This is a genomic window from Parvularcula dongshanensis, from assembly GCF_014199615.1.
In the GTDB taxonomy this organism is placed as follows: Bacteria; Pseudomonadota; Alphaproteobacteria; order Caulobacterales; family Parvularculaceae; genus Parvularcula; species Parvularcula dongshanensis.
On record NZ_JACHOB010000004.1, the window covers coordinates 62,095 to 84,480 of the forward strand.

Below are 22,386 nucleotides of genomic sequence, written 5' to 3' on the forward strand. Positions count from 1 at the left end.
GTTCCTCCGGGAGCTTTGCGGCCGCTCGGCGCGACTCTTTCAATTCAGTCCGTAGCCTAGGAGATGGCCGGGGCACCGGCCATAAAAACCCGCAGAGGTTCGGCTCACCCCTGCGCGGGGCAGTACCGGGCGATGAAGTCCTCATGCGAGGGCAGCTGGCCAAGGGCGCGTTCGACGCTCCGCTCGATGCCGGAGAGGGCGCCCGCGAGCTGCTCGTCCGTCATCATTCCGGCCATGCGGTGGTGTCCGCCTGGCACGAGGCGTTGTCCGAGCATGACCTGCACCCAAGAGTCGACCTGGAACAGGTCTTCGGGCCCCTGATAGGCGTAGCCGCTCTCCTCGAAGAGGGCGATCCGCTCGGCGAGGCTGCCTGGGATCTCCATGTTCCGGCAGTGCCGCCAGAAGGGCGAGTCGTCGCGCTCCGTCGCCCTATAGTGAAGGATGATGAAGTCACGGATGCGCTCCATCTCGACCGCCGCCATCTCGTTGAAGCGGGTCCGCAGGGCCGAGGCGTCGCCCGAGAACGGAAAGAGCTTGATGAGGCGCGTCACCGCGATCTGGATGAGGTGGATGCTGGTCGACTCGAGGGGCTCGATGAAGCCGCTCGAAAGGCCCAGCGTGACGCAGTTCTTGTTCCAGGCCTTGCGCCGCCGCCCCGTGACGAAGCGGATCGGGCGCGGCTCGGTCAGCCGTTCCCCGGTCACGGCGCCGAGAAGACGCGCCTCGGCCGCCTCGTCCTTGAGGAAGCTCGAGCAGTAGACGATGCCGTTGCCAACCCGTTTCTGAAGCGGAATGCGCCAGCGCCAACCAGCGTCATGCGCGATCGACCGCGTGTAGGGCACGGGCGGCTCGGTCGCACTCGTCTGCACCGCGATCGCCCGGTCCATGGGCAGCCAGTGCCGCCAGTCGTCGTAGCCGGTCTTCAGCGTCTCTTCGATCAGGAGGCCACGGAAGCCCGTGCAGTCGAGGAACAGGTCTCCTTCGACCCGCTCGCCGCCTTCGAGCACGAGGGCGGTCAGATCGCCGCTCTCGGCGTTCTGCTCGACACGGTCGATCTTCCCTTCGACGCGGGCCACGCCCGCCCCTTCCGAGAGCGTCCTGAGCAGCTTCGCGTAGGCCGTCGCGTCGAGGTGGAAGGCGTAGTTGAGCCCTCCCTTCTCGTCCGTATACATTTTGCTCTCTTCGGCGGCCCGAAGCTCGAGGCAGTAGGCACCGAGATCCTTTCCGAGCCCGCGCGCTCTCGCCTCGGCCCAGACCGAGAAGAAGTGGGTCATCCAGGGCGACTTGCCGATCGTGCCGAAGGAGTGGACGTAGCGGTCGCCTTCGCGTGCCCAGTTCTCGAACGCAATGCCCAGCTTGAACGTGGCCTGTGTGGCGCGCATGAACGCGCGCTCGTCGAGACCGATCATGGTGTGGAAGGTCCGCTGCGTCGGGATCGTCGCCTCGCCTACGCCGATCGTGCCGATCTGATCGGACTCGACGAGGGTGATGTCGAGGAGCGGCCCGAGTTGCTTCGCGAGCGCGGCCGCGGCGACCCAACCCGCCGTGCCGCCGCCGGCGATGACGACTTTGACCTTCGGTTGTTCCATTCCTCGGCCCCTAGCGGTTCAGCTTGGCGAGGAGCGCCCGCCGCAGGCGGCGCGCCGTTCCTTCGTCCATCGGCCCCAACGGCCCCCTGGCGCCTTCGGGTAGGTGCGCGCCCGCGCGCTCGGCCGGTCCGAACACGTAGTAGTCGAACAGCGCCTGCCACGCCCTCTTCTCCGCTTCCGGACGGTCGCGCAGGCTGAGAAGGCCGTGCAGCAGCGTGTTCATCGGCGTGTCCATGTAGGCGGGCACGGCGTTCCACCAGTAGTTCACGAGCACGTTGAAGTCGTCGAGCGCCTCGACGTGGTGCCACCACATGGCGGGGTAGAGAAGGACGTCGCCGGGCTCGAGCTCGGCCACTTGCGCGGTCCGGAGCGCCGCTTCGAAGCGCGGGAACCGTTCGAGGTCCGGGGCCTTGAAGTCGACCATGCTGATGACCTGCCCGCCCGGCGTCGGCTCGAGAGGGCCGGGGTAGAGGTTCGCGATCTGATCGGGCGGGAAGAGCGTGAAGCGCCGCCGGCCGACGGCGCAGACCGCGACGTTGTTCGACATGTCGTGATGCGCCGTCGCGGTCGTGCGGTTGCCGATCCACATCGATACGAGGGGCGGCGCGGCGACCTTCGGGTCCTCGCCGACCGGAAGGTCGTTCTCCGCCCGAAAGCCCGGAAAGAACGTCTCGATGTCCGTCGAACCGACGTAGAGCGAAGGCACGTCCGTCCGGCCGAGGTAGGACGAGACTTCCTCGAGGAAGTCCGCGACCGGGATCCGTCCGGCTTCGAAGTTCATCGCCGTGACGGTATCGTCGTAGAAGAAGCGGCCCTTAAGCGCCGGCGCCGCGCGGTAGCAGACCAAAGGCCGCCCGGCGTCGAAGCGCCGGATCAAGGCCATCGCGTCCTGCGTACTGCGAAGACCCGCCTGCACGAGCGCCCAGTCCGACGCCGCGCCCCGAAGGACGACAGGCCCGTCCGCCGCGAGGAAGGGCGAGAGCCAACCAGGCTCCGTCCTGTCGGGGGTGAGCGTCCGGGCCCGCCGCGTCGCCCGGTCGGCGACCGGGGCGTTTTCGCTCATCTCAGCCAGCACCGCCCTCCTCCTTGCGCCGCTTGCGCTCGATGAGATGGTGGATGTTCCCCAAGGACGACACGGCTGCGAAGACCAGGAGCAGCATGCCCTTCTCGTTGAGCGTCCTCAGCGCGTCGCCCGGCAGGGCGGCGAGGCGCTCCGTGCTGACGGTGTGGAAGCCCGGCACCTTGCAGCGGGCCGTCTCGCTCAGCTCGATGTCGATCTCGACCGGCTCCAGAAGGCCGTGCGCCTCGAGCGCCTCGAAGAACGAAGCGGTCTGCGCCGCGCCGTTGTGTAAGATCTGCAGCGTGCGGATCGAGGCTTCGAGGTAAGGGGCGTTGCCGCCATGGGGGAGGAAGAGCGGCAGCCCGTCTTGCGTGCTGATGCGCGGATGATCCTGGTCGATGTAGATGACGGGCTCGCCCGCCGCCCCGTGTCCGCCCGCGAAGCCGATCATGAAGGGGCCGCGGCGCTGCGCCGCCGGAACGTAGCGGGCCTGCCATCCCTTCTCGTCCAGGAACAGGTTCTCGCCTCGGTCGAAGCCCAGAAGGGCGACCGCCGAGTAGCCCTTCTCCTCCTTGCGGAAGAGGATGGGGTACTCGCGCTGAACCTCGGCGAACTCGGGCGTAAAGACGGGGACGTGGTTCACCGCATCGCCGAACGCCGCGCTGTGCCCTGTGAGAACCTTGAGGTTCTGGTGCTGGGCGTCGTTCAGCGGGACGGGGTTTGGCATGACGGTCGGTCCTAGGCGTCGCCGCTCGCTTCCGGGCGGCCGGGGCGGGCCGGGGAGACCGGCCTCTCCTTCGGTTTTGAACGAGAGCCGAGCCGACCTCAACGCCCCCAAAGAGAAAAGGCCGCTGCGAGCAGCGGCCTTTTCCATAAGTCTCGGTGAAGCGAGAGCTTAGAACGAGTAACGCGCACCGAAGTAGTAGCGCGGCGACAGCTCGTAGCCGAAGTAGAACTGTTCTGGAACGCGGTGATAGGTCCGCTGGTCCTCGCCGGTCAGGTTGATGGCCTCGAACGAGAGCGCGAGGTTGTCCGTCAAGTCGTAGGAGACGTTCAGGTCGAGCTGGCCGTAGTCCTCTACGTAGATCGGCGAACGGTCACCGCCCGAGTTCGTCTCGGACAGGAACGTGTCGCGCCAGTTGTAGGCGAGACGGGCCGACACGCCGTAGTTCTCGTAGATGGCCGTGAAGTTCGCCGTGTCGGACAGGCCGACCAGCGCGAACTGGTTCACCGTCGTGCTGGCCGCCGGGTCCGCGTCCGTGTTGCCGTCGACGATGGTGTAGTTGGCCGCGAAGCCGAACCCGCTATCGCCGAAGAAGTGCTGCCAGGCGAGTTCCCAACCGTGGATCACGCCGTCGAAGTCGTTGACGGGACGGTTGATCGCGAAGTTGAGGAGCGGATCGTCCCCGTTCGGCACGACGTCGTAGGCGCCAAGGATCTCGTCGTACTCCGCCTGGGTGATGCCGCCGGCGAGGTAACCCTCGAAGGCCGCGCGGCCCGCCGCGACGTCGCCGCCGTTCGCGTCGATGAGCGCGACGATCGAGAACAGGTTCGCCTCGGACTGCTCAATGCCGAGATCGTTGATGATCCCGAGCGCGTCGCCCGAACGCGTCCCGTCCGCACCCGAGGCCGGGTCACGCAGGCCGAACAGAGGCCCGTTGACGACCGCGTTGCCGAGGAAGTTTCGGACGTTCTTGTAGAAGTAGCCGGCCGAGATGTAGCTCGTGTCGCCGTAGTACCACTCGATCGAGGCGTCGTAGTTGTCCGACTCGAGGGGTTCCAGCGTCGGATCTTGCGTGTTCGACGCCGTCGTGCCGCCGAGCGCGGTCGGACGGTTCGGCGCCCCGACGTTCACCGAGGCGAAGAGGTTCGAGTACGGAACCCGCGAGATCGTCTTGCTGTAGGACGCGCGCGCCAAGACGTTGTCGGTCACGTCGACTTGGAAGTCGGCGTTGGGCAGCAGGTTCGTGTAGCTGCCTGTGCCCGACACGTCGCTTCCCTCGCCGCCGGACAGGATCTGGAAGTCGTTATCCGACTGCCAGAGCACGGTCGTCGGTGTCGCTTGGGCGGCAGACGAGTCGACTTTCGTGTCCTCGTAACGGATGCCTGCGTTGAAGCGGGCGTCGCGTCCGAAGAACTCCATCTCGGTCGAGAACTGGGCGTAGGCAGCCCAGATCTTCTCCTGAACCCTGTCCAGTGACGGCGTCACAGCGACCAGGTTCTCCGAGTAGGCCTGTTGGAAGATCGGGAACAGTTCCGAAGCGTCGGCCTTGAACGCGATGTCCGCCTGACCGACCGGAATGTCGTCGAAGAGGCATTCCAGACAGTAGGTGTCGATGAGGCCCGGCGCGATCTCTTGGACGTCGCCCGGGTTGGCGAGGCCCCAGCTGCCGAGGTCCTGCTGCGTGTTGAGGTTGCCGCGCAGCATCTTCGTGTCGCGGTAGTTCGTACCGATCGTCAGGAGGCTCCCGTCGCCGGTCTCGAACACGGCCCGGAGGTCGATCTCGTCGAGCTGGGTCTGCATCTCGGCAGAGGTGCTGCGCTGAACCTGCGAGGCGAGGTCGCCGACGTCGAGGACGCCGTTGCCGTTGCCCTTCTCGGTGTCGTCGATCGAGTACTGTTGGATCGGGTAGCCGCTCGAGTGGTCGGCCGAGTGCTCCAGGATGACGGGCGCACCCATGGAGAAGAAGTCAGCCACGTGGCCGTTCGGGTTGTCGCCGCCGGACTTCGCCTCCGAGGAGTGCGCGTCCAGAACGACCGTCAGGCTATCGGTCGCTTCCCACTCGGCGTTGAAGCCAAACGAACCGAGCTCGTCCTTGGTCGCACGGTTGGTCTGCTCGAAACCGATGTCCTTCGTGCCGCCGTTGAACTCGTAGATGTAGAGCGGCGTCGCGACGGGGCCGGAGGTGTCGAAGATGAACTCGTCCATCGGCGTGGCGAACCAGTTCGTCTGCTCGTAGCGGAGCTCGGACGACTTGTTCTGGACGTAGAGGTAGTCGCCGGTCAGCGTCAGATTTTCCATCGGACGGAACTGAAGGACGACCTGACCGTTGATCCGCTCACGCTCGATGTCGGAGAAGTCGTAGCGGCTGTCCTGGGGGATGCCGTAGAGCTGATCCGCGGCGGGCGGGTTCGTGACCGTCGTGTCGGCGGTGACGTAGCTGCCGTTGTCCAGGAATGCCGGATCCGGGGCGCTACCGTCTTCGCGCTCGCGGGGGTCGAAGACGAGCCAGTCGTTGACCTGCTGCGTCGGCGCGCCCGAATCGCGTTTCGAGTACGAACCGTAAAGGCTGATGCCGAAGCGTTCGGAAGGATCGGTCCAGCTGCCGATGCCGGAGATTTCGGGCGTGATGTCGGACCCGTCTTCCACGCTCGAATCGTGCAGCGCCTTCGCCTGCAGCGTCAGGGTCCGGCCCGAGCCGTCGAGCGGCTTGACCGTCGCGATGTCGACCGTCGCGCCGATGCCGCCCGACGGGATGATCGCTTGGCCGGTCTTGTAGACCGTAAGGCCCGAGACGCCTTCCGAAGCGAGGTTCGAGAAGTCGAAGGTCCGGCTCGCGCCCGGCGGGAAGTTGCCGCGCGCACCGATGACGCCGACCTCGGCGGTCGGCAGCGTACGGCCGTTCAGCGTGATGAGGTTGTAGCCGGGGCCGAAGCCGCGGACGGTAATGCCGGAGCCTTCACCGTTCTGACGGTCGATCGAGACGCCCGTGATCCGCTGCAGCGATTCGGCGAGGTTGGTGTCGGGGAAGTCGCCGATGTCCTCGGCCGAGATCGCGTCGACGACGCCGTTCGCGTTCCGCTTGGTGTCCATCGCGTTCTGCAGCGAGGCCCGGACGCCGGTGACGACGATGACGTCGTCGCCAGGCTGGTTCGCCGTCTGCGGGGCCGCCGTCGTCTCGCCCGTCACGTTGGGATCGACGTCGTTCTGGTCCTGCGCATAGGCCGTCGCGGCCGCAGCCATGATCATGCCGGAGGCCCCTGCGAGCAGGAGCGCGCGACCGGCGGTCAGTTTGGTTTTTTGGTTCACGTTCTGCACGTGGTGTTTCCTCCAATTACTCATGGTCCTGAAGATGTCCTGGCGACTTCGCCCGACCCTTGCCTGCTCCTTGCGGCACGGGGCCCTGCCCGCACGCGCGGCGTAAAACCAGCCCCTCGCCTCCACGCATGAGGGCGCGCGGGCTACGGGCAATTCCGAAAACGCAGGGAAAACCCTCGCCCGCTTACCTCCCTAGGAGAAAGGGTGAACGATTCTCTAAACGGCACGCCGCCCGATCGCTTACCTTCCGGCCTAGAGTGGGACCGCTAGCAGAGTTTCAAAGTGCCGACTATGGCCAAACCGCAACGGGCATCGCTTTTCGAAAGTTCGCAGGCCTTTTCAGAAGTTTACGCTCCAATAACACGGGTTCGTGAGCGGAATAACGACTTGGTGAAATCGATCGCGCATCTATTGTTGCGGTGCGATACAAGCGTTGGTTTGGACGAACACTCGAAACTGTGAAGTTAGACTTGGCGTGAGGGGGAAACGGCCCATCCCTATGCGTCGTTCTGCCAAGCGTCATAACTCTCTTCATGTTGACGACGAAAGGGACCCGATGAGCGACAGCCCCTCCTATCAGCCGCCTCGCGTTTGGCGGCCAGTGACACCGAACGGCGGCGCCTTCGCCGCGATCAACCGGCCCGAGGCCGGAGCGCGCCGAGAGGCCGAGCTGCCCGTCGGCGAGCACGGACTGCAGCTTTACTCGCTCGCGACCCCGAACGGCGTGAAGGTCACGGTCATGCTGGAGGAACTGTTGGCGGCAGGCCACGAGGACGCGGAGTACGACGCCTGGCCGATCCGCATCGGCGACGGCGACCAGTTCGGCAGCGGCTTCGTCGCGATCAACCCGAACTCGAAGATCCCCGCGCTGATGGATCACTCGACGACGCCCCCTACGCCCGTCTTCGAATCGGGCGCGATCCTCCTCTACCTCGCCGAGAAGTTCGGTGCCTTGCTGCCGACCGAACACCGGGCGCGCACGGACTGCCTGTCGTGGCTCTTCTGGCAGATGGGGGCCGGCCCCTACATTGGCGGCGGCTTCGGGCACTTCTTCGCCTACGCGCCCGAGAAGATCGAGTACGCGATCGACCGCTTCACCATGGAGGCGAAGCGGCAACTCGACCTCCTCGACAAGGAGCTCGCGAAGCGGCCCTTCATCGCGGGCGACGACTACACGATCGCCGACATCGCGATCTGGCCCTGGTACGGCCAGCTCGTCCGGGACGAGACTTACGAAGGCGCGGCCGAGTTTCTGGACGTGCAAAGCTACGAGCATCTTCGCGCCTGGGCCGACAAGATCGCAGAACGACCCGCGGTGGAGCGCGGCCGCCTCGTCAACCGGCTGACCGGACCCGAAGACGGGCAGCTCGCCGAACGACACAGTGCGGCTGACATCGACTCGAAGCTCTCGCCGACGTCCTGACGGGCGAGGCATCGATCACAGGATCGCGGGGAGAGGCAAGGAAGGCGGGTGCCCTACCGCTCGCGTGTTGCCTCTCCCGCCCGAGTTCGCCGCACGCCGTGCCCCCTCTACTCGTAAGAGTACAGCGTGAAGCGCTGGACCGAGAAGCTGTCCGGCGGCAGGCGGACATGCCGCCCCTGGTGGGTCTGATCGCCGTTCATCCACCGGCCGGGTCGCCACTCGCCGTCGATCACCTCCCCTTCGCGCGCGACTTCGATCCCGCCGTGCCCGCCCTCGGACGGCACGAAGGTCAAGGTGACGCCCCTGCCCGCCGCAAGGAACTCGCCCTCGCCGAGCGAGATCACGAGCCCGCCATGCGCGGCGATGTCCTGCGTGTCTTTTGGCATCCAAGGATCGACCATCGTCGCGGTGAAGTCGTAGCCGCCCAGCGCGAACGCCTGCGGCGCTTCGGCCACCGTGCCGTCATAGGCGACTGGTGCCTTGAGCCCGACCATGCTGCCGTCGCCTTGATGCTCCAAGATCATCGGCGCGAGAGAGCCAAGCACGCGGTAGGCCTCAGCGAGGCTTTCGTTCGGTTCGTCCGTCACGTTCTCGATCGAGAACGGGCTGAAGCCGATGGCGCCGAGCGCCCCGACGGCGAAGAAGGCGTCCGCCGCCGCCTCGGCCCTGTCCGTCCTGTTCGCCTCCGGAACGAAGACCGCGTTGCCGGGCACGTCGTAAGCCGAGACGCGCGAGACGAAGTCCTCGAAGTAGATGTCGGGCGACAGCATGTCGATCGACGGCGCCGCCGCCTGCCAAACCGCGAAGAGATGCGGCAGCGGTCCGCCGGCGGGGTAGCCGCCCGGGGCCGCGCCAGGCCGCTGAAGCGCCGCGTTGACGTAGAGCGGCAGGTCGTAGGCCTGAAGCCCTGCCGCAGCGACGTGCTCGACGTAAGAGGCGAGGTGCCAGGCGGTGAAGACCTCCTCGGCCTCGGCGCTCTCGCCGAACACCTCGCGCCACGATCCCGATGAGGCCCGCCCGGTCTTCTCCCACAACGCCGTCAACGCCTCGCCGGCAGCGCCTTCGCGCAGCTTCGCTGTCAGCGCGTCGGGCACGGATGCCTGCCAGTCCGCCTCGGCGGCGGCCGAGCGGTCGCGCGCCTCGGGAATCATCCCGACCTCGTTCTCGACCTGCACCATGAGGACCGTCCGATCGCGGTCCGTCCGTGCGAGGTGGGCCATCAAGGCGCGGAAGGCGCGCGCGTCGGCCTCCCACGACGCCTCGACGTGCGGGCTCAGGATGTCGAGCGGCGCGCCGTCCGCCTGCCTGGCCCTTACGAAGCGCGCTTGGTCGCGCTTCACCCAGGCGGGCACGTAGGTCGACATCGAGTTCTTCCACGTGCCGAACCAGAGGAGGACGAGCCGTATCTCGGCCTCGCGTGCCGCCTCGATCAGGCCGTCCACGGCCGCGAAGTCGAACTCGCCTTCCTCCGGCTCGATCATCTCCCACGAGACGGGTGCCAGGACCGTGTTCATTCCGAGCGCCCGGAAGCTTTCCCAATGCGGCGCCAGGTAGGAAAGGTCCGAAGCGGTCGAGTTGCCGAGCTCTCCGCCGAGGATCAGGAACGGCTCGCCATCGACGTGCAGCTGCACCGCGTCGCCCTTGGGCACGAGCTCGGGCAGCGGGGCACGGGCGGCGGTCAGGCTGCCGAGAAGGAAGGCGGTGAGAAGGAGGAGTCGCATTTCGCGAGCCTACCCTATCGTGGCGAAGCGCCTACCCTTCGGTAACAGCAGCACCCCCGGCTTTGGTTTTGGCTTTGCAGGGCGTAGGCCCGCCGCATCAGTCAGTTGAGCCCGTCAGGGCCGCAGGGAGGACTCCATTCGTCACGCTCTTTCGCTCCTCGCCACCGCCTCGCTCCTTCCCGCAGCCGCCCTCGCGCAGCCGGCCCTTGACGGTCCCATGACCGACCACGCCGTCCTGCAGCGCGGCGCACCGATCGTGCTCACCGGCCAGGCCGAAGGCGCAGTGACCGTTACGCTCGGAGACGAGACCGCGGAGGCGGAGACGGGCGGCGAGGGGACCTTCGAGGTCGAACTGCCTGCGATGGAGGCGGGCGGGCCCTACACCCTGACGGTGCAGAGCGAGGACGGCACGCTCACGGTCGAGGACGTGCTGATCGGCGACGTCTACCTCTGCTCGGGGCAGTCCAACATGGAGTTCCCGGTCAGCCGGGCCCTCAACCCCGACTTCGAGATCGGCCGCGACCACTCCGACCAGGTCCGCCTCCTCTCGATCCCGCACGTCCACGATGCGGCGCCGCAAGAGGCGCTGCCCGACGGCACGGCCTGGCAGGCGGCTTCCGCCGAGACCGTGCCCGACTTCTCGGCGGTCTGCTACTTCACCGCCCGGAACCTGCGCGAGGCGTCTGAGTCGCCGGTGCCGATGGGCCTGATCGACGCCTCCTGGGGCGGCTCGCAGATCGAGGCTTGGATCCCGACCGAAGGGCTCGAAGAGGTGGGCGGCTTCGACCGCGAGCTCGAGCTCCTCGCCCAATACGCCGAGGACCCGGACGCAGCGAAGCTCGCCTTCGGCGGTCCCTGGGAAGAGTGGTGGCGAGAGAACTACGACGGCACCGAGCCTTGGGAAGGCGGCCCGCAGGACGAGGGCTACAAGGACGTGCCCGAAGGCGAGTTCCGCGACTGGAAGACCTATGACGACCCCGCCGCGAAGGGCCATCTCGGCCGTGCCTGGTACGCCAAGACCTTCGAGCTGACCGAGGAGCAGGCGCAGCAGGGCGCGGAGCTCGCGCTCGGCATGTTCGACGACATCGACGCGACCTGGCTCAACGGCGAGTTCGTCGGCTCGACCTTCAGCTGGTCGGACCCCCGCACCTACATGCTGCCCGAAGGCCGCCTTCGGGCGGGCGAGAACACCCTCGTCATCAACGTCGTCAACACCTACGGCCAGGGCGGCATGCTCGGGCCGAGAGAGGACGTCGAGCTGACCCTGTCGGATGGCGAGACCGTGCCGCTCGGCGACGGATGGCGCTACGACATCGTCGAGAAACGGGTGCCGGGCGGGCCGTCCGCACCGTGGGAGTCGGTCTCCGGCTACAGCACGATTCACAACGGCATGGTGGCGCCGCTCGGGAACATCGAGCTCGCCGGTGCGCTCTGGTATCAGGGCGAGAGCAACGCCGACCACGCCGAGACCTACGAGGCGCTGCTCGAGCAGCTCGTCGCCACCTGGCGCGCGCAGTTCACGCAGGACCTGCCGGTCGCCGTCATCCAGCTGCCGGGCTACGGCGCGCTGCCCGCCAGCCCGACCGAGTCCGGCTGGTCCGTGGTCCGAGAGGCCGAGCGGCAGGTCGCGCTGGACGATGAGGACGTCGGCCTCGTCGTCGCGATCGACGCGGGCACACGCACGGACATTCATCCGCCCATCAAGCAGCTCGTCGCCGAGCGTACCGCCGCCGTGCTCACCGCGCTCGCAGCGGGCGACGAAGCGGCCGCCGACGGCTTCCCGCCGGAAGACGCCACGCGCCAGGGTGACGTCGTGCTCGTCGCCATGCCGACGGACGACCTCAAGGCGATCAGCGCGCCCGGCCCCATCGCCTTCGAGCTTTGCGGCGAGGACGGCGCGTGCACCTTCGCCGACGCGGTGCTCGACGGCGACCGGATCGCGGTCGTCGCCAGCGGCGTCCAGAACCCGGTCGAGGTCCGCTACTGCCAGGGCGACGCGCCGATCTGCAACCTCTACACCGGCGACGACACGCCCGTGGCGCCCTTCCGGCTTAAGGTCGAGTGAGCCGCCGTCGCGGCGAACGGAAACCGGTGCTCCGTTCGCCGCGACGACGAACGGCTAGAGGACGAAGTCGACGAGCAGCTTGAGGTTCAGGACTACGATCACCGCGGCGACGAGCCAGGCGAGCCCTTGCAGCCAGCGGGGGTTCGCGAAGGCGCCCATCTTCGCTCTGTCCGAGGTGAACTGGACCAGCGGGATCACCGCGAAGGGCAGCTGTAGGCTGAGGACGACCTGGCTCAGGACGAGGAGCTTCGCCGTCCCGCTCTCCCCGTACAGCGCCGCGACGATCACCGCCGGAACGATGGCGATCCCGCGCGTGATGAGGCGGCGCAGCCAGGGCTTGAGCCGCAGGTTCAAGAACCCCTCCATCACGATCTGCCCTGCCAGCGTCGCGGTCACCGTCGAGTTCTGGCCCGAGGCGAGGAGCGCGACGGCGAAGAAGGTACTCGCCGCCGCGACCCCGAGCGTCGGCGCGAGCAGTTGATAGGCGTCCTGAATCTCCGCGACTTCCGTCTGGCCGGTCGTGTGGAAGGCCGAAGCCGATAGGATCAGGATCGCCGCGTTGACGAAGAGTGCGAGGCTCAGCGCGATGGTGCTGTCTATCGTCGCGAAGCGGACCGCCTCGCGGCGCCCTTCGTCGGTCCGCGCATAGTCCCGGGTCTGCACTACGGCGGAGTGAAGGTAGAGGTTGTGGGGCATGACCGTCGCCCCGAGGATGCCGATCGCGATGTAGAGCATGGCCGGGTTGGTCACGATCTCCGGCCGCGGCACGAAGCCCGCGGCGACCGCGCCTAGGTCCGGCCGGGCCACGGCCAGCTCGAACAAGAAGCACAGGCTGATGATGACTAGGAGAGAGACCACGAAGGCTTCGATCCGCCGGAAGCCGTAGCGCTGCAGGGCCAGGATCAAGAAGACGTCGAAGCCCGTCAGGAGCACGCCCCAGACTAAAGGCAGGCCGAAGAGAAGGTTCAGCGCGATCGCCGTCCCGATCACCTCGGCGAGGTCGCAAGCCACGATGGCAAGCTCGCAAAGCACCCAAAGCGAGAACGACACCGGCCGGGGGTAGGCGTCGCGGCAGGCGCTCGCGAGGTCCCGCCCCGCGACGATGCCGAGCTTGGCGGCCAGCGCCTGAAGCACGATCGCCATCAGGTTCGACAAAAGGATGACCGAAAGCAGCGTGTAGCCGAAGGCCGAGCCGCCCGCGAGGTCGGTGGCCCAGTTGCCGGGGTCCATATAGCCGACCGCGACGAGGTAGCCGGGGCCTGCGAAGGCGAAGAGCCGTCGCCAGAACGAGGCCCCGGCCGGCACCCGGACGCTGCGCGCCACCTCGGGCAGGCTCTCCTGCCCCGGCAGACGCCAGCCCAACCGGTTCGGCAGCGTGCTGCCGCCCTCCTCGCTCATTCTCACCTCGGTGCTGCGTCCCCCGATGGGAATCAACGCCCTCCTAAGCAGGGCGGTTCCCCGCTGTCATCGCTTGGCGGGCACCAACCGTCGCCAAGCGAGCGCGAAACCCGTCCAAACCAGGAAGCAGGCGCCGATCGAAGAGAGCCCGGCGACCGTCGATCCGATGAGGCCGAAGGCCTCGCCCGTATGTCCGAAGCGGACGAAGGTCCGGGCCCGGCCGGCAGGGGTCGGGTCGTAGCCCTCCTCCGAAACGATGGTGCCGTCCGCCCGGTCCACGCGAACCGTCCGGCGCTGCTGCGGTAGCGTCCGGTCTCCGGTATGGACGGTGAACTCCGCGATGCGGGTCTGCGCGCCGGCGGGCGGGACGGACAGATCGATCGCCGTCCAGCGGCTCGACGCCGCGCGAACGACCTCGGCCGCCTCCTCGAGGCTGACCAGCGGACCCGCCTGAGGCAGCGAAGTCTCGCCCCCGCCGCCCGCCCGCGGCGGCCCGCCCCGCTGCGGGGGCGTCTCCCCGAACGCGGCGTAGAGCGCGTTGTTCGCCCAGGGGTAGGACATGACGACGCCGGTCGTGACGATGACGAAGAGGGGCACGAGGCTCCAGAAGCCGAAGACGTGGTGCCAGTTGTAGTCCCGCGCCCGACCGTCCGGCGCGCCCTTCTGGAACGCGACCTGCCGCCGGATCAGCGGCCAGCGCAGCGTGCGGGGCAGCCAGAGGACGAGGCCGCTGACGATCAGGAACAAGAAGGCGAGGTTCGCCGCCCCCGTGAGCGCCCGGCCGACGTCGCGCCCTTCCCCTTCGAGGCCGAACCAGCGGTGAAGCCGCGCGACCTGAGAGAAGAAGCTCTCCATACCGCTCAACGAACTCTCGATCGTCTCGCCCGTGTAAGGATCGATCAGCCGCGGCTCCACGCCTCGGCCCTGCACCAGGAACGCGCCCTCCGCCCGTGTCGGCAGGCGCAAGCCCACGGGCCTCTCGCCCGCCACGCCTTGCGCGACCGCGTCGAGCGGAACGCGCTCCGCCCCCGTCGGCGCCTCCACCCTCACCGCGTCGGCGGCCGCGCGCAGCATCGCGTGCTCGTAGGTGAGAAGCACGCCCGTCGCCGACATGAAGAGGACGATTACGCCGCAGAGGACGCCGGCGGCGAGGTGCAGCCAGAACAAGATCCGGCGCAGCGGCGTCGCGGCGTTCTTGCCGATCAGGGGCTTCATCGGCCGCCCCCCGTCGGCTGGTTCGGGCAGTCGGCGGTAAGGCCGGGACGCAGCATGGTTCCCCCTGAGCAAGCGAAGCTAGTCACCGCTATGCCCCAGCCTCACCTTTTCTGCAACTCATTCTCATACTCACCATTCTATCTCGACCGGCAAGACGGCGCGTCGCAAGGGAAGCACGATGCTGCCAGTGCCGTTTCGGGCAGGGCACCGCGGGAGAGAAAGCATGACCGACACAGTCCTCCTGGCCGGCGGCAGCGGCGATCTGGGCGGCCGCATCGCAAAGGCGCTCGCCAGACGTGGTGCCAGGGTCAAGGCGTTGGTCCGTCCTGCGACGGACGCCGCGAAGGTCGAAGCGCTGCGCTCGATGGGCGCCGAGCCCGTCGAAGCGGCGTTCGAGGACGTGGCCGCCGTGCGCACGGCCTGCGAGGGCGCGGACTGCGTCGTCTCCGCGCTCAACGGCCTGCGCCCCGTCGTCATCGGCGCGCAGACGGCGCTGCTCGACGCCGCCGTCGCAGCGGGCGTGCCGCGCTTCGTCCCGTCGGACTTCTCGCTCGACTTCACGAAGACCGCGCCGGGGACGAACCGCAACCTCGACCTTCGGCGCGAGTTCATGAGCATCCTCGACGCCCGAGAGGTCCGCGCGACCTCGATCCTGAACGGCGGCTTCGCGAGCCTCCTCGCTGGGCAAGCGCCCCTCATCCAACACAAGATCCGCCGCGTCCTCTACTGGGGCAGCCCCGAGCAGAAGCTCGACTTCACGACGATGGACGACACTGCGGACTTCACGGCCGCCGCCGCGCTCGACCCGGAGGCGCCTCGCATCTTGCGCATAGCCGGCTCTGAAGTCTCGGCCCGCGACCTTGCCCGGACCATGACCGAGCTGACCGGCGAAGAGTACGGCACGCTCTGGGCGGGTTCCCTCGGCATGCTGCGCGGCATGATCCGGATCGCAAAGGCGGTCTCTCCGGACGAGGACGCCGTCTTCCCCGCCTGGCAGGGCATGCAGTACATGGCGAACATGTTCTCGGGGCACGGAAAGCTCTCGCCCCTCGACAACGACCGCTACCAAGGCATCGGCTGGACGCCGGTCACGGACGTCCTCGCAGGCACCGTTTCTTAGACGCCGTCCTCGCCGTGAAGCAGGACGCGCGCCCGCCGCGTCTGCTGCGCGACGGAGGCCGACACGGCGGCCTGCACCTGGGTCAGGATGCTGTCGCGCGCCTTGTCGATCGAGCCCGAAAGCTCCTTCTCGACCCGGGCGCGTACGCGCGCGTCGAAGAGCTGCTCCCGCCCCGGCAAACGGTCCGGCAGGCGCCGCGCGAAGGCGGGCACATCGATGCGCGACAGCCAGGCCCTCAGGGGTTTGCCCCCCACCGCCACGGCCGCCGCGAGCGCCCCGGTCGTGATCGGGATGAACCCGAAATGCGCGTCGATCGCGATCGTGACCGCGAAGGCGAGGGCCAGGAGCGCCGCGCCGATCACCTGCTCGAAGGGCAGATCGAGGCTCGACGCGGAGAAGCGGAAGACCGCGGGGTCGATCGCCTCGCCGAGGCTGAGCTGGATGTCGCGAGAGATGTCGAAGGCCGCGTGCAGCCGGTCGAGCTCGCGGTCGAGGTCGGGCTTCACCTCGTCGCGCCACCAGCCGTTGATCTCGTCGACGAAGAAGTCCGTGCCCTCCTTGGACGCCAGCCACTCCGCCGTGCGAAGCTCGATCTCGCGCCGGACCTCGCGGCCCGTCCTGAACGCGCCGTCCTTCCAGCGCCCCAGCACCGGCTCGACGAAGCGGTCGAAGATGACGACGGCCAGCGCGGCGGCCAGGCGATCCCGCAGCGGATCGAACCGCTCGTCCATCAGCGCGGGCAGCCGCTCCCGCGTCAGCTCGCGCACGGCCTTGGCGAAGCGCTCGACGCCCTCGCGCCTGCGGCTCCACCGGGCGAGGCCGCGGCTGACCATGTGCGAGGGCTCGGGGTCGCGTAAGACCGGCGTGTCGCCCGGGCCGTGGGCGAAGACGCGCTGCGCGATCTCCTCGGTGAACGGCATGCGCGAGGCGCCCCCGGCGAGGAGCACGCGGCCATAGCCGCTCCCCCGCCGCGCGATCGCCTCTTTGAGCGCGGTCAGGGCGGCGGTGTAGATGCCTTCCCAGGAAAGCCCCGAGAGCGCCTGTGGGTCGAGGCCGAGCTCGGGCGTCGGGTTCAGCGGCCGGTCATAGGCCGCGTGCCTGTACCGGGCGAACCGCTCGCCGGTCACATCCAGGGTCAGGCTGCGCCGCTTGCCGCCCTCGAAGAAGGTCTGAAGCGGCGCCCCGCTGACCGCCTCTTGGTCGTCCGTGGGCGCGTCGATGAAGTACTGCTCCTTCGTGCGCCGCGCGTAGTAGAGCCAGAGATCGCGGTAGTGCGGATTGAGCTCCAGGAACCGCCGCGCGTCGCTCCGGTCCGCAAGGGCGCCTTCGAGCACCTGCCGGTCGAAGAAGCTCGCGCCGAGGTCGAGGCCCGCATCGAAGAGCGGCGAAGCCTTCAGCTCCGGCGCGATCAGCGACATGTCGAGGGTCGAGGAGCCGATGTCGATGACGAGGATGTTCTCGCGCCGCGCCTCCAAGGTCAGCGGCGAGTTCGGGTTCTCGATCGCCTGCAAGAGCGCCGCGCGGCTCTCAGGAACCACCGAGACCTCCGCCTGCCCCATGGGCGTGCCCGCGAGGCTCTTGCGCAGAAGTTCGGCGTAGGCGCGGGCGTCGTCCTCCGCCGACCAGCTCGAGGGGCACCCGACCGCGACCGAACACCCCGCCCAGCCTTCGGGCGGCGCGGGCGTGAACGCGACCTCCTCCAACATGGTGCGGAAGAAGTCCGCGACGTCCCGGCTCGCCTCGCCCAAGTCGCGGGGCCGCGTCTTGAAGGCGGCGCGCAAGGTCGCGTCGCCCGACGCCTGCGCCTTGCTCGCCTCTCTGATCGCCCGGCCGCCGACGACCAGCTGCTCGGTCCCGTCGCGCTTCACCCGCGCGAGCGCCGTCGGCTGGATCGACTGGCCCTGGACCTCGAGGTTGGCGGGCGAGGCGAAGCGCTCGGACTCCCGCCCACTGGCCAAGGCGATGGCGGTGTCGGCGTGGCCGAGGTCGAACCCTAGGTGGTGGTTGGCCATCAGCGCCCCTTAACCTTCACGCCGAAGACGCTACGGCCCGGCTCGCTCTCATGGACGAGGGCGGGGCGAAGAACGACCGGCGCCCCCACGCTCGGATCGATCATCACCTCGAAGAGCGCGTCGCGCCCCTCGAAGACCGGCTTGTAGCCGAGGCGCCGCGCCAGGCGTTCGGCGTTCTCCGCCACCTCGCGCGCGGCCTCGTCCTTTGCGTCCCGGCCGAGCTGCAGCGCGTCCTGCAACAGGCCGAGCACGTCCTCGTCGGGCTTCGCACCCGAGCTGTGCGGCGCGGGCAGGCTGCGCGGCTCGACCATGGCCTGGAGCGCGCGGTCGGCGGCGGCGGCGACCGCTTCGAGCTTGGCGGGCGTCCTGTCGGCGCGCGGCGCGGGCAGCGCCGCCTGATGCACCCCGCCCCGGAACGGCATCACCAGGGCCCCCAAGGCCGCAACTCCCGAAAGTGCCGCCAGGAGCACGCTCGTTTCGGCCACGATCGGGGCACAGGCCGCCAGCAGCAACCCCGCCGACACGCTCGCGATCCTTATCGGCCAAGACAGTCGCGCAGGCGGTGCGGCGCGTTCCCTCGCGGCGAGCTCCGCGCCGAGCGCCAAGGACCGCTCCGCGACCTCGTAGATCTCACGCAGGCGCTCCGCCGCGAAGGCGTTCTCGCGCGCCTCCGCCGTTTCGAACAGGACGGCGAGCTGCCGCCCTGCGTCCGTCCCTTCCGAGGAGAGCTGCGGCTCGTGACCCAGCACGTCGTGTAGCGGCGTTCGCATGAAGGTTCGGTCCCTGGCCTCTCCCCTCATATGCGGTGGGGAAGCCGATCCTGCCAACCCTGGCCCGGACCGGCCTCCTCTTCGGATCAGAAGTCGACCCGGATGCCGGCCCGGAACGTCCGGCCGTTGAACTCTGCGGCGCGCAGCGCGCCGCCGTCCTCGCCGTAGGTGAAGAGCGCGGTCGGATGACTGCCGCCGTCGAGGATGTCGGCGACGTCGAAGTAGAAGGTCGTGATCTCCGTCCCCTTCGACCAGGGCAGCGTGTAGTTGAAGTTCAGGTCGAGCTGGTCGTAGCGCTGCTCGTACTGGTTGCCGGCGTAGCCGCTCCCGACGCGCTCCAGCTGCTTGGTCTGCAGCGAGTAGGACAGCGTCGTGTCGATGCCGTAGCGTTCATAGGTCAGCGCCGCCGTGCCGGTGAAGGCGGGGGCGTTGACGAGGTCGCTCTTGATCTCGCCGCCCGCGATCTGCGGGACGGTCAGGTCGCTCTCGCTGTAGGCGCCGTTGACGAAGACGCTGAAGCCTTGGAAGGCCGGAGAGATCAGGCTGCCGAGCTGCGCCAGGATCGCCGCTTCGACGCCGTAGACTTCGCCGTCGGCCTCGTCCGTCGGGTAGACCGCCTCGACCCTGCCGATCGCCGCGCCGGTCATGGCGAGGCCGGACAAGTCGACCGAGTCGAGCCCGCCCCAGAGATCGGTCGTGGCGACCAACTCGTAGGGCACGGCGAACTGCTGGGTGAAGGTCAGGTCTTCGATCTTCTTGTAGAAGACGTTGAGGCTGGCGACGCCGACACTGTCGAAGTAGCGTTCCGCCCCGAGGTCGAAGTTCCACGCATGGGCGTTCTTCAGATCGGGGTTCCCCGCCCGGACCTCGAGGTCGAAGACCGGATCGAGCGGGTCGTAGACCAGCGGGTCCCACTTCGCGATCACCTCGAGCGGACGGATAAGGTCGTAATAGGCCGGCTTGCCGATCGCGCTCCACGCCGCGGCCCGGAAGACCGTGTTGTCGTTCGAGCGGTAGTTGAAGTGAACGCGCGGCAGCACGACCGTATACTCCGAGCTCGCCGTCTTCGCGATCCGTTCCGATGGCGGAATGAAGGGGTTCGCCGGCGCGAAGTCGAACGTGCTCTCCGTGTCGACGTCGAGCCAGCCGTGCTCGAGCCGAACGCCGCCAACCGCGTCCAGCTTGCCGAACTCGAGTTCCGCCGAGGCGTAGGCGGAAGCTATCTTCTCGTGCGTCTGGTTCAGGATCGGGGGCAATGGGACGAAACCGAACTCGGTATCCTGCGCATCTCGGACGCGGAACAGGGCCTCGGGGTCGGTCTCGCGGATACGGAGGTCGAAGCTCGAAGAGATCTCGTCCAGATCCGCCACCCCGTCGCCGAGCGCGTCGCCCCTGGCGAAGCTGTCGCGCATCGTCGGACGTTCGTAAGGAGTCCACGTCTCGACATTGATGCCTTCCGGGCGCTCGGAGAGGGCGGAGAGGTCCAGGGCGAGTAGCTGGTCGTCGTCGACCTCGCGGCGAGAGTCCTCGTACTTCGCACCGAAACTCAATGAACGCAGGACACCGTAGCCGACTTCGTAGTCGGCGTCGGCGAAGCCGCCCCAACGCTCGTTCTCGACCTGGTGGATGCCGTAGTCCCACGTCTCGACGAGAAGCGGGTCGGGCCCGATCAGGAGGTTGCGCGCCGTCTCGGTCAGGTTTTCGACCTGCGGCCTGTCGACCGCGGAAAGGTCGAAGTCGTAGGCGTAGCGGCCGGTGACCGGATGCGGGGTGACGAGGGGGCCGATGCCGATGCGTTCTCCCGTCAGGTCGGGCGAGCCGGCCGCCGTGATCGGGCGGGCTCGGTCGAAGCCGTCCTTGGCGTATGTGTAGCTTGCGCCGTACTCGAACGACCAGCGGCCCGCGAGCGTCGTCAGCTTGGCGACGACGTTGTCGTTGACCGTCTGTTGGTCCTCGCCCGCCCGGCCGTAGGAGAGCCCGGCGTTCTCCGTGCTGAAGTAGAGGTCGCCCGGGTTCAGTTCGCCACTGGCGACGAAGTCGGCGTTCCCGGCTTCTACGTCCGCCTCGGTCCCAGCGATGAGGTAGCCGCCGCGCGAGCGGAAGATGGCCGAGGACTGCGTGTTGTCGTTGCTCGTGTGGTTGATGCTGGCGACCACGCCGAGGGTCGTGCCGTCGGTCAGGCGCGCGTCGAACGCGCCGGTCACGGTCCAGTCGTCGCGCGTGTCGTCGAAGTGGTTGTAGGCGAGGCCGCGCTGCGCCGCCAGAAGGTCGTCGGGGCCGAGCCCCGCACTGCCGACGAGGTCTTCGACCGCGCCCGGCGTCGTGGCGAGCGCGCGCAGCGCGGGATCACCGATGCCGTCCGTGCCCGTAAGCGCGACCGGCACCACCGCGGGCGCCGGAAGCCCCACTCCCTCGACCTCGAGCGTCCGGCGCTCGCGCCTGCGGAACGCGCCCGAGAGGAGCACGCCGAAGTCGCCGTCGGCCATCAGCTTGGACGCCGTGCCGGTGACGCGGAAGCCTGCCTCGTCGTGCACGTCCTGAAAGCGACCCTCGGCCGATACGCGCAGGACGTCCTTGCGCAGCTCGAAGGGCGTCGCGGTCTGAAGGTTGACCGAGCCGCCGATGCCGTCGCTTTCATGCTCGGGCAGCAGCGCCTTGTGCACGACGATGTCGAAGAAGGTCTCCGCCTGAAACGCGTTGAGCGGCACGCGGCGGTCGCCATCGGCGTTCGCGTTGCCGAGGTTGGTGCCGTTGACCTGCACGTTGACGAGGCTGGCGTCGATGCCGCGGATGGTGATGAACTCGCCATCGCCCGAGCGCTTCTGGCGCTGGAAGGAGACGCCCGGCAGGCGGCGCAGCGATTCGGCCGCCGTCGTATCGGGGAAGCGGCCCATCGTGTCGGCAGAGACGACGGTCGAGACGTTGTCGGCGGCACGCTGAATGTTCAGCGCCAGCGCACGCGCGCTCCGCGTTCCCTCGACGATCAGGATGTCCTCGTCCGCGTGGGCGTTCGACCCGAGCAGGAACAGGCTCAGACCGTCCATGCCGGCGTCGACGGTGACCACCTCCTCCGCCGGCACGCTGCCGATGAACTTGACCTCTACCGTGTAGGTGCCGAAGGGTACGCCCGCGAAGCGGTAGTAGCCGTCATTGTCCGTGGTCGTCGTGGCGCCCGTCTCGACGATGCGCACCAGGGCGCCGGACAGGCCGACGCCCGATTGGGCGCTGGTGACGATGCCCGTCACCTCGCCTTCGTTGGCGGACGGACGGTACAGTTCGACTTCGGCGGCCGACGCGACGCCCATGACGGCGAGGGACGTGCCGGCGAGCGCTGCGAGAGCGATCTTGTTCGGTTTCGTGATCACGCTGATTTCCTCGTGGATCCGGTCAGCGGCGCTCAGCGCGCGACGCGGTTGGCCAATCGAAGGAGCTTGGAGCTTGGACGGAAGGCGGTGCGTTCGACCGCGGCGAGGTTCACCTCGAAGCGAAGGCGGCCTGCGGCGTCGACGACGCCGAGCGCACCTCCTTCGTCGATGAAGCTATCGGCCATGCCGACCGTCAGCACGCCCTGTTCGCTCAGCGCCGTCGCCATGCCGGCTTCGGCCGGATCGAGCAGGACGATGTCGCAGCCGCGGTAGTCGTCAGCCGGATCGAGTTCGACTTCGATCGAGAGGCTTCCGACCGGCTTGCCGGTCAGCGTCGTCAGCGCTGCGGCGCTCTGCACCACCTCTTGAACGCACAACGTGATCACATGCGGCGCTTCGAGCGCGTCCGGCTCGACCTCGCTGAACCGCGTGAAGTTGTAGATCAGCGCCGCGAGCAGGAGGTCCTGCTTCGCCACCTGCGTCATTGCCACGGCCCCCGGCGCGCCGCTCAGCAGCGCGCAGGCGGCGAGCCCGCCCGCAAGACGTCTTCTCATCCCTCGATGCTCTCAATTTTTCGGGGCGTCTTCGCTGCCCACGAAGACGCCCCGA

14 protein-coding genes are annotated in these 22,386 nt (G+C 68.2%); 3 read left to right on the plus strand and 11 right to left on the minus strand.

Going from position 1 to position 22,386, the window contains the following annotated elements; all coding sequences use genetic code 11:
• Positions 1-104 precede the first annotated feature (104 nt).
• The 4 genes from GGQ59_RS09885 to GGQ59_RS09900 form a co-directional block, all read right to left on the minus strand.
• Positions 105-1,589 (minus strand): tryptophan halogenase family protein, encoded by a 1,485-nt coding sequence (locus tag GGQ59_RS09885; protein ID WP_183818082.1) that lies wholly within the window; start codon positions 1,587-1,589, stop codon positions 105-107.
• A gap of 10 nt (positions 1,590-1,599) precedes the next feature.
• A complete protein-coding gene (locus GGQ59_RS09890; protein ID WP_183818085.1) occupies positions 1,600-2,652 on the minus strand; it encodes a cupin-like domain-containing protein in 1,053 nt (350 codons plus the stop codon).
• Between the two features lies 1 nt (position 2,653).
• Complete coding sequence (locus GGQ59_RS09895) at positions 2,654-3,376, minus strand: SapC family protein (protein WP_183818087.1); 723 nt, start codon at positions 3,374-3,376, stop codon at positions 2,654-2,656.
• A 168-nt stretch (positions 3,377-3,544) separates the two neighbouring features.
• Entirely contained in the window at positions 3,545-6,688 is a 3,144-nt protein-coding gene (locus tag GGQ59_RS09900; RefSeq protein ID WP_221400986.1) for a TonB-dependent receptor, read from the minus strand.
• 556 nt (positions 6,689-7,244) lie between these two features.
• Here GGQ59_RS09900 and yghU point away from each other — a divergent pair.
• Positions 7,245-8,111: a glutathione-dependent disulfide-bond oxidoreductase gene (gene yghU, locus GGQ59_RS09905; protein WP_183818091.1), complete on the plus strand. Its 867-nt coding sequence runs from the start codon at positions 7,245-7,247 to the stop codon at positions 8,109-8,111.
• Positions 8,112-8,218: 107 nt separating this feature from the next.
• On the opposite strand, the gene GGQ59_RS09910 is transcribed toward yghU, so the two are convergent.
• Entirely contained in the window at positions 8,219-9,832 is a 1,614-nt protein-coding gene (locus tag GGQ59_RS09910; protein WP_183818093.1) for a GH35 family beta-galactosidase, read from the minus strand.
• 217 nt (positions 9,833-10,049) lie between these two features.
• Between GGQ59_RS09910 and GGQ59_RS09915 the strand changes: the two genes are divergently transcribed.
• The gene (locus GGQ59_RS09915; protein ID WP_183818095.1) at positions 10,050-11,897 is read left to right on the plus strand and encodes a sialate O-acetylesterase; all 1,848 of its coding nucleotides are present in this window, start codon (positions 10,050-10,052) and stop codon (positions 11,895-11,897) included.
• A gap of 54 nt (positions 11,898-11,951) precedes the next feature.
• On the opposite strand, the gene GGQ59_RS09920 is transcribed toward GGQ59_RS09915, so the two are convergent.
• Positions 11,952-13,295 (minus strand): Nramp family divalent metal transporter, encoded by a 1,344-nt coding sequence (locus tag GGQ59_RS09920; protein WP_183818097.1) that lies wholly within the window; start codon positions 13,293-13,295, stop codon positions 11,952-11,954.
• A gap of 66 nt (positions 13,296-13,361) precedes the next feature.
• Entirely contained in the window at positions 13,362-14,510 is a 1,149-nt protein-coding gene (locus GGQ59_RS09925) for a PepSY-associated TM helix domain-containing protein (RefSeq protein WP_183818099.1), read from the minus strand.
• Between the two features lie 223 nt (positions 14,511-14,733).
• Between GGQ59_RS09925 and GGQ59_RS09930 the strand changes: the two genes are divergently transcribed.
• On the plus strand, positions 14,734-15,630 hold the full coding sequence (locus GGQ59_RS09930) for an NmrA family NAD(P)-binding protein (protein ID WP_183818101.1): 897 nt from the start codon (positions 14,734-14,736) through the stop codon (positions 15,628-15,630).
• Here GGQ59_RS09930 and GGQ59_RS09935 read toward each other — a convergent pair.
• The 4 genes from GGQ59_RS09935 to GGQ59_RS09950 form a co-directional block, all read right to left on the minus strand.
• Complete coding sequence (locus tag GGQ59_RS09935) at positions 15,627-17,642, minus strand: Hsp70 family protein (protein ID WP_183818103.1); 2,016 nt, start codon at positions 17,640-17,642, stop codon at positions 15,627-15,629. The two genes, GGQ59_RS09930 and GGQ59_RS09935, sit on opposite strands and share 4 nt — an antisense overlap.
• Positions 17,642-18,412, minus strand: a complete 771-nt coding sequence (locus GGQ59_RS09940) for a hypothetical protein (protein ID WP_183818105.1) — start codon at positions 18,410-18,412, stop codon at positions 17,642-17,644. Before GGQ59_RS09940 ends, GGQ59_RS09935 begins: the two co-directional genes overlap by 1 nt.
• An 86-nt stretch (positions 18,413-18,498) precedes the next feature.
• Positions 18,499-21,777 (minus strand): TonB-dependent receptor, encoded by a 3,279-nt coding sequence (locus GGQ59_RS09945; RefSeq protein ID WP_183818107.1) that lies wholly within the window; start codon positions 21,775-21,777, stop codon positions 18,499-18,501.
• A gap of 32 nt (positions 21,778-21,809) precedes the next feature.
• Positions 21,810-22,331: a YfiR family protein gene (locus GGQ59_RS09950; protein WP_183818109.1), complete on the minus strand. Its 522-nt coding sequence runs from the start codon at positions 22,329-22,331 to the stop codon at positions 21,810-21,812.
• Positions 22,332-22,386 lie beyond the last annotated feature (55 nt).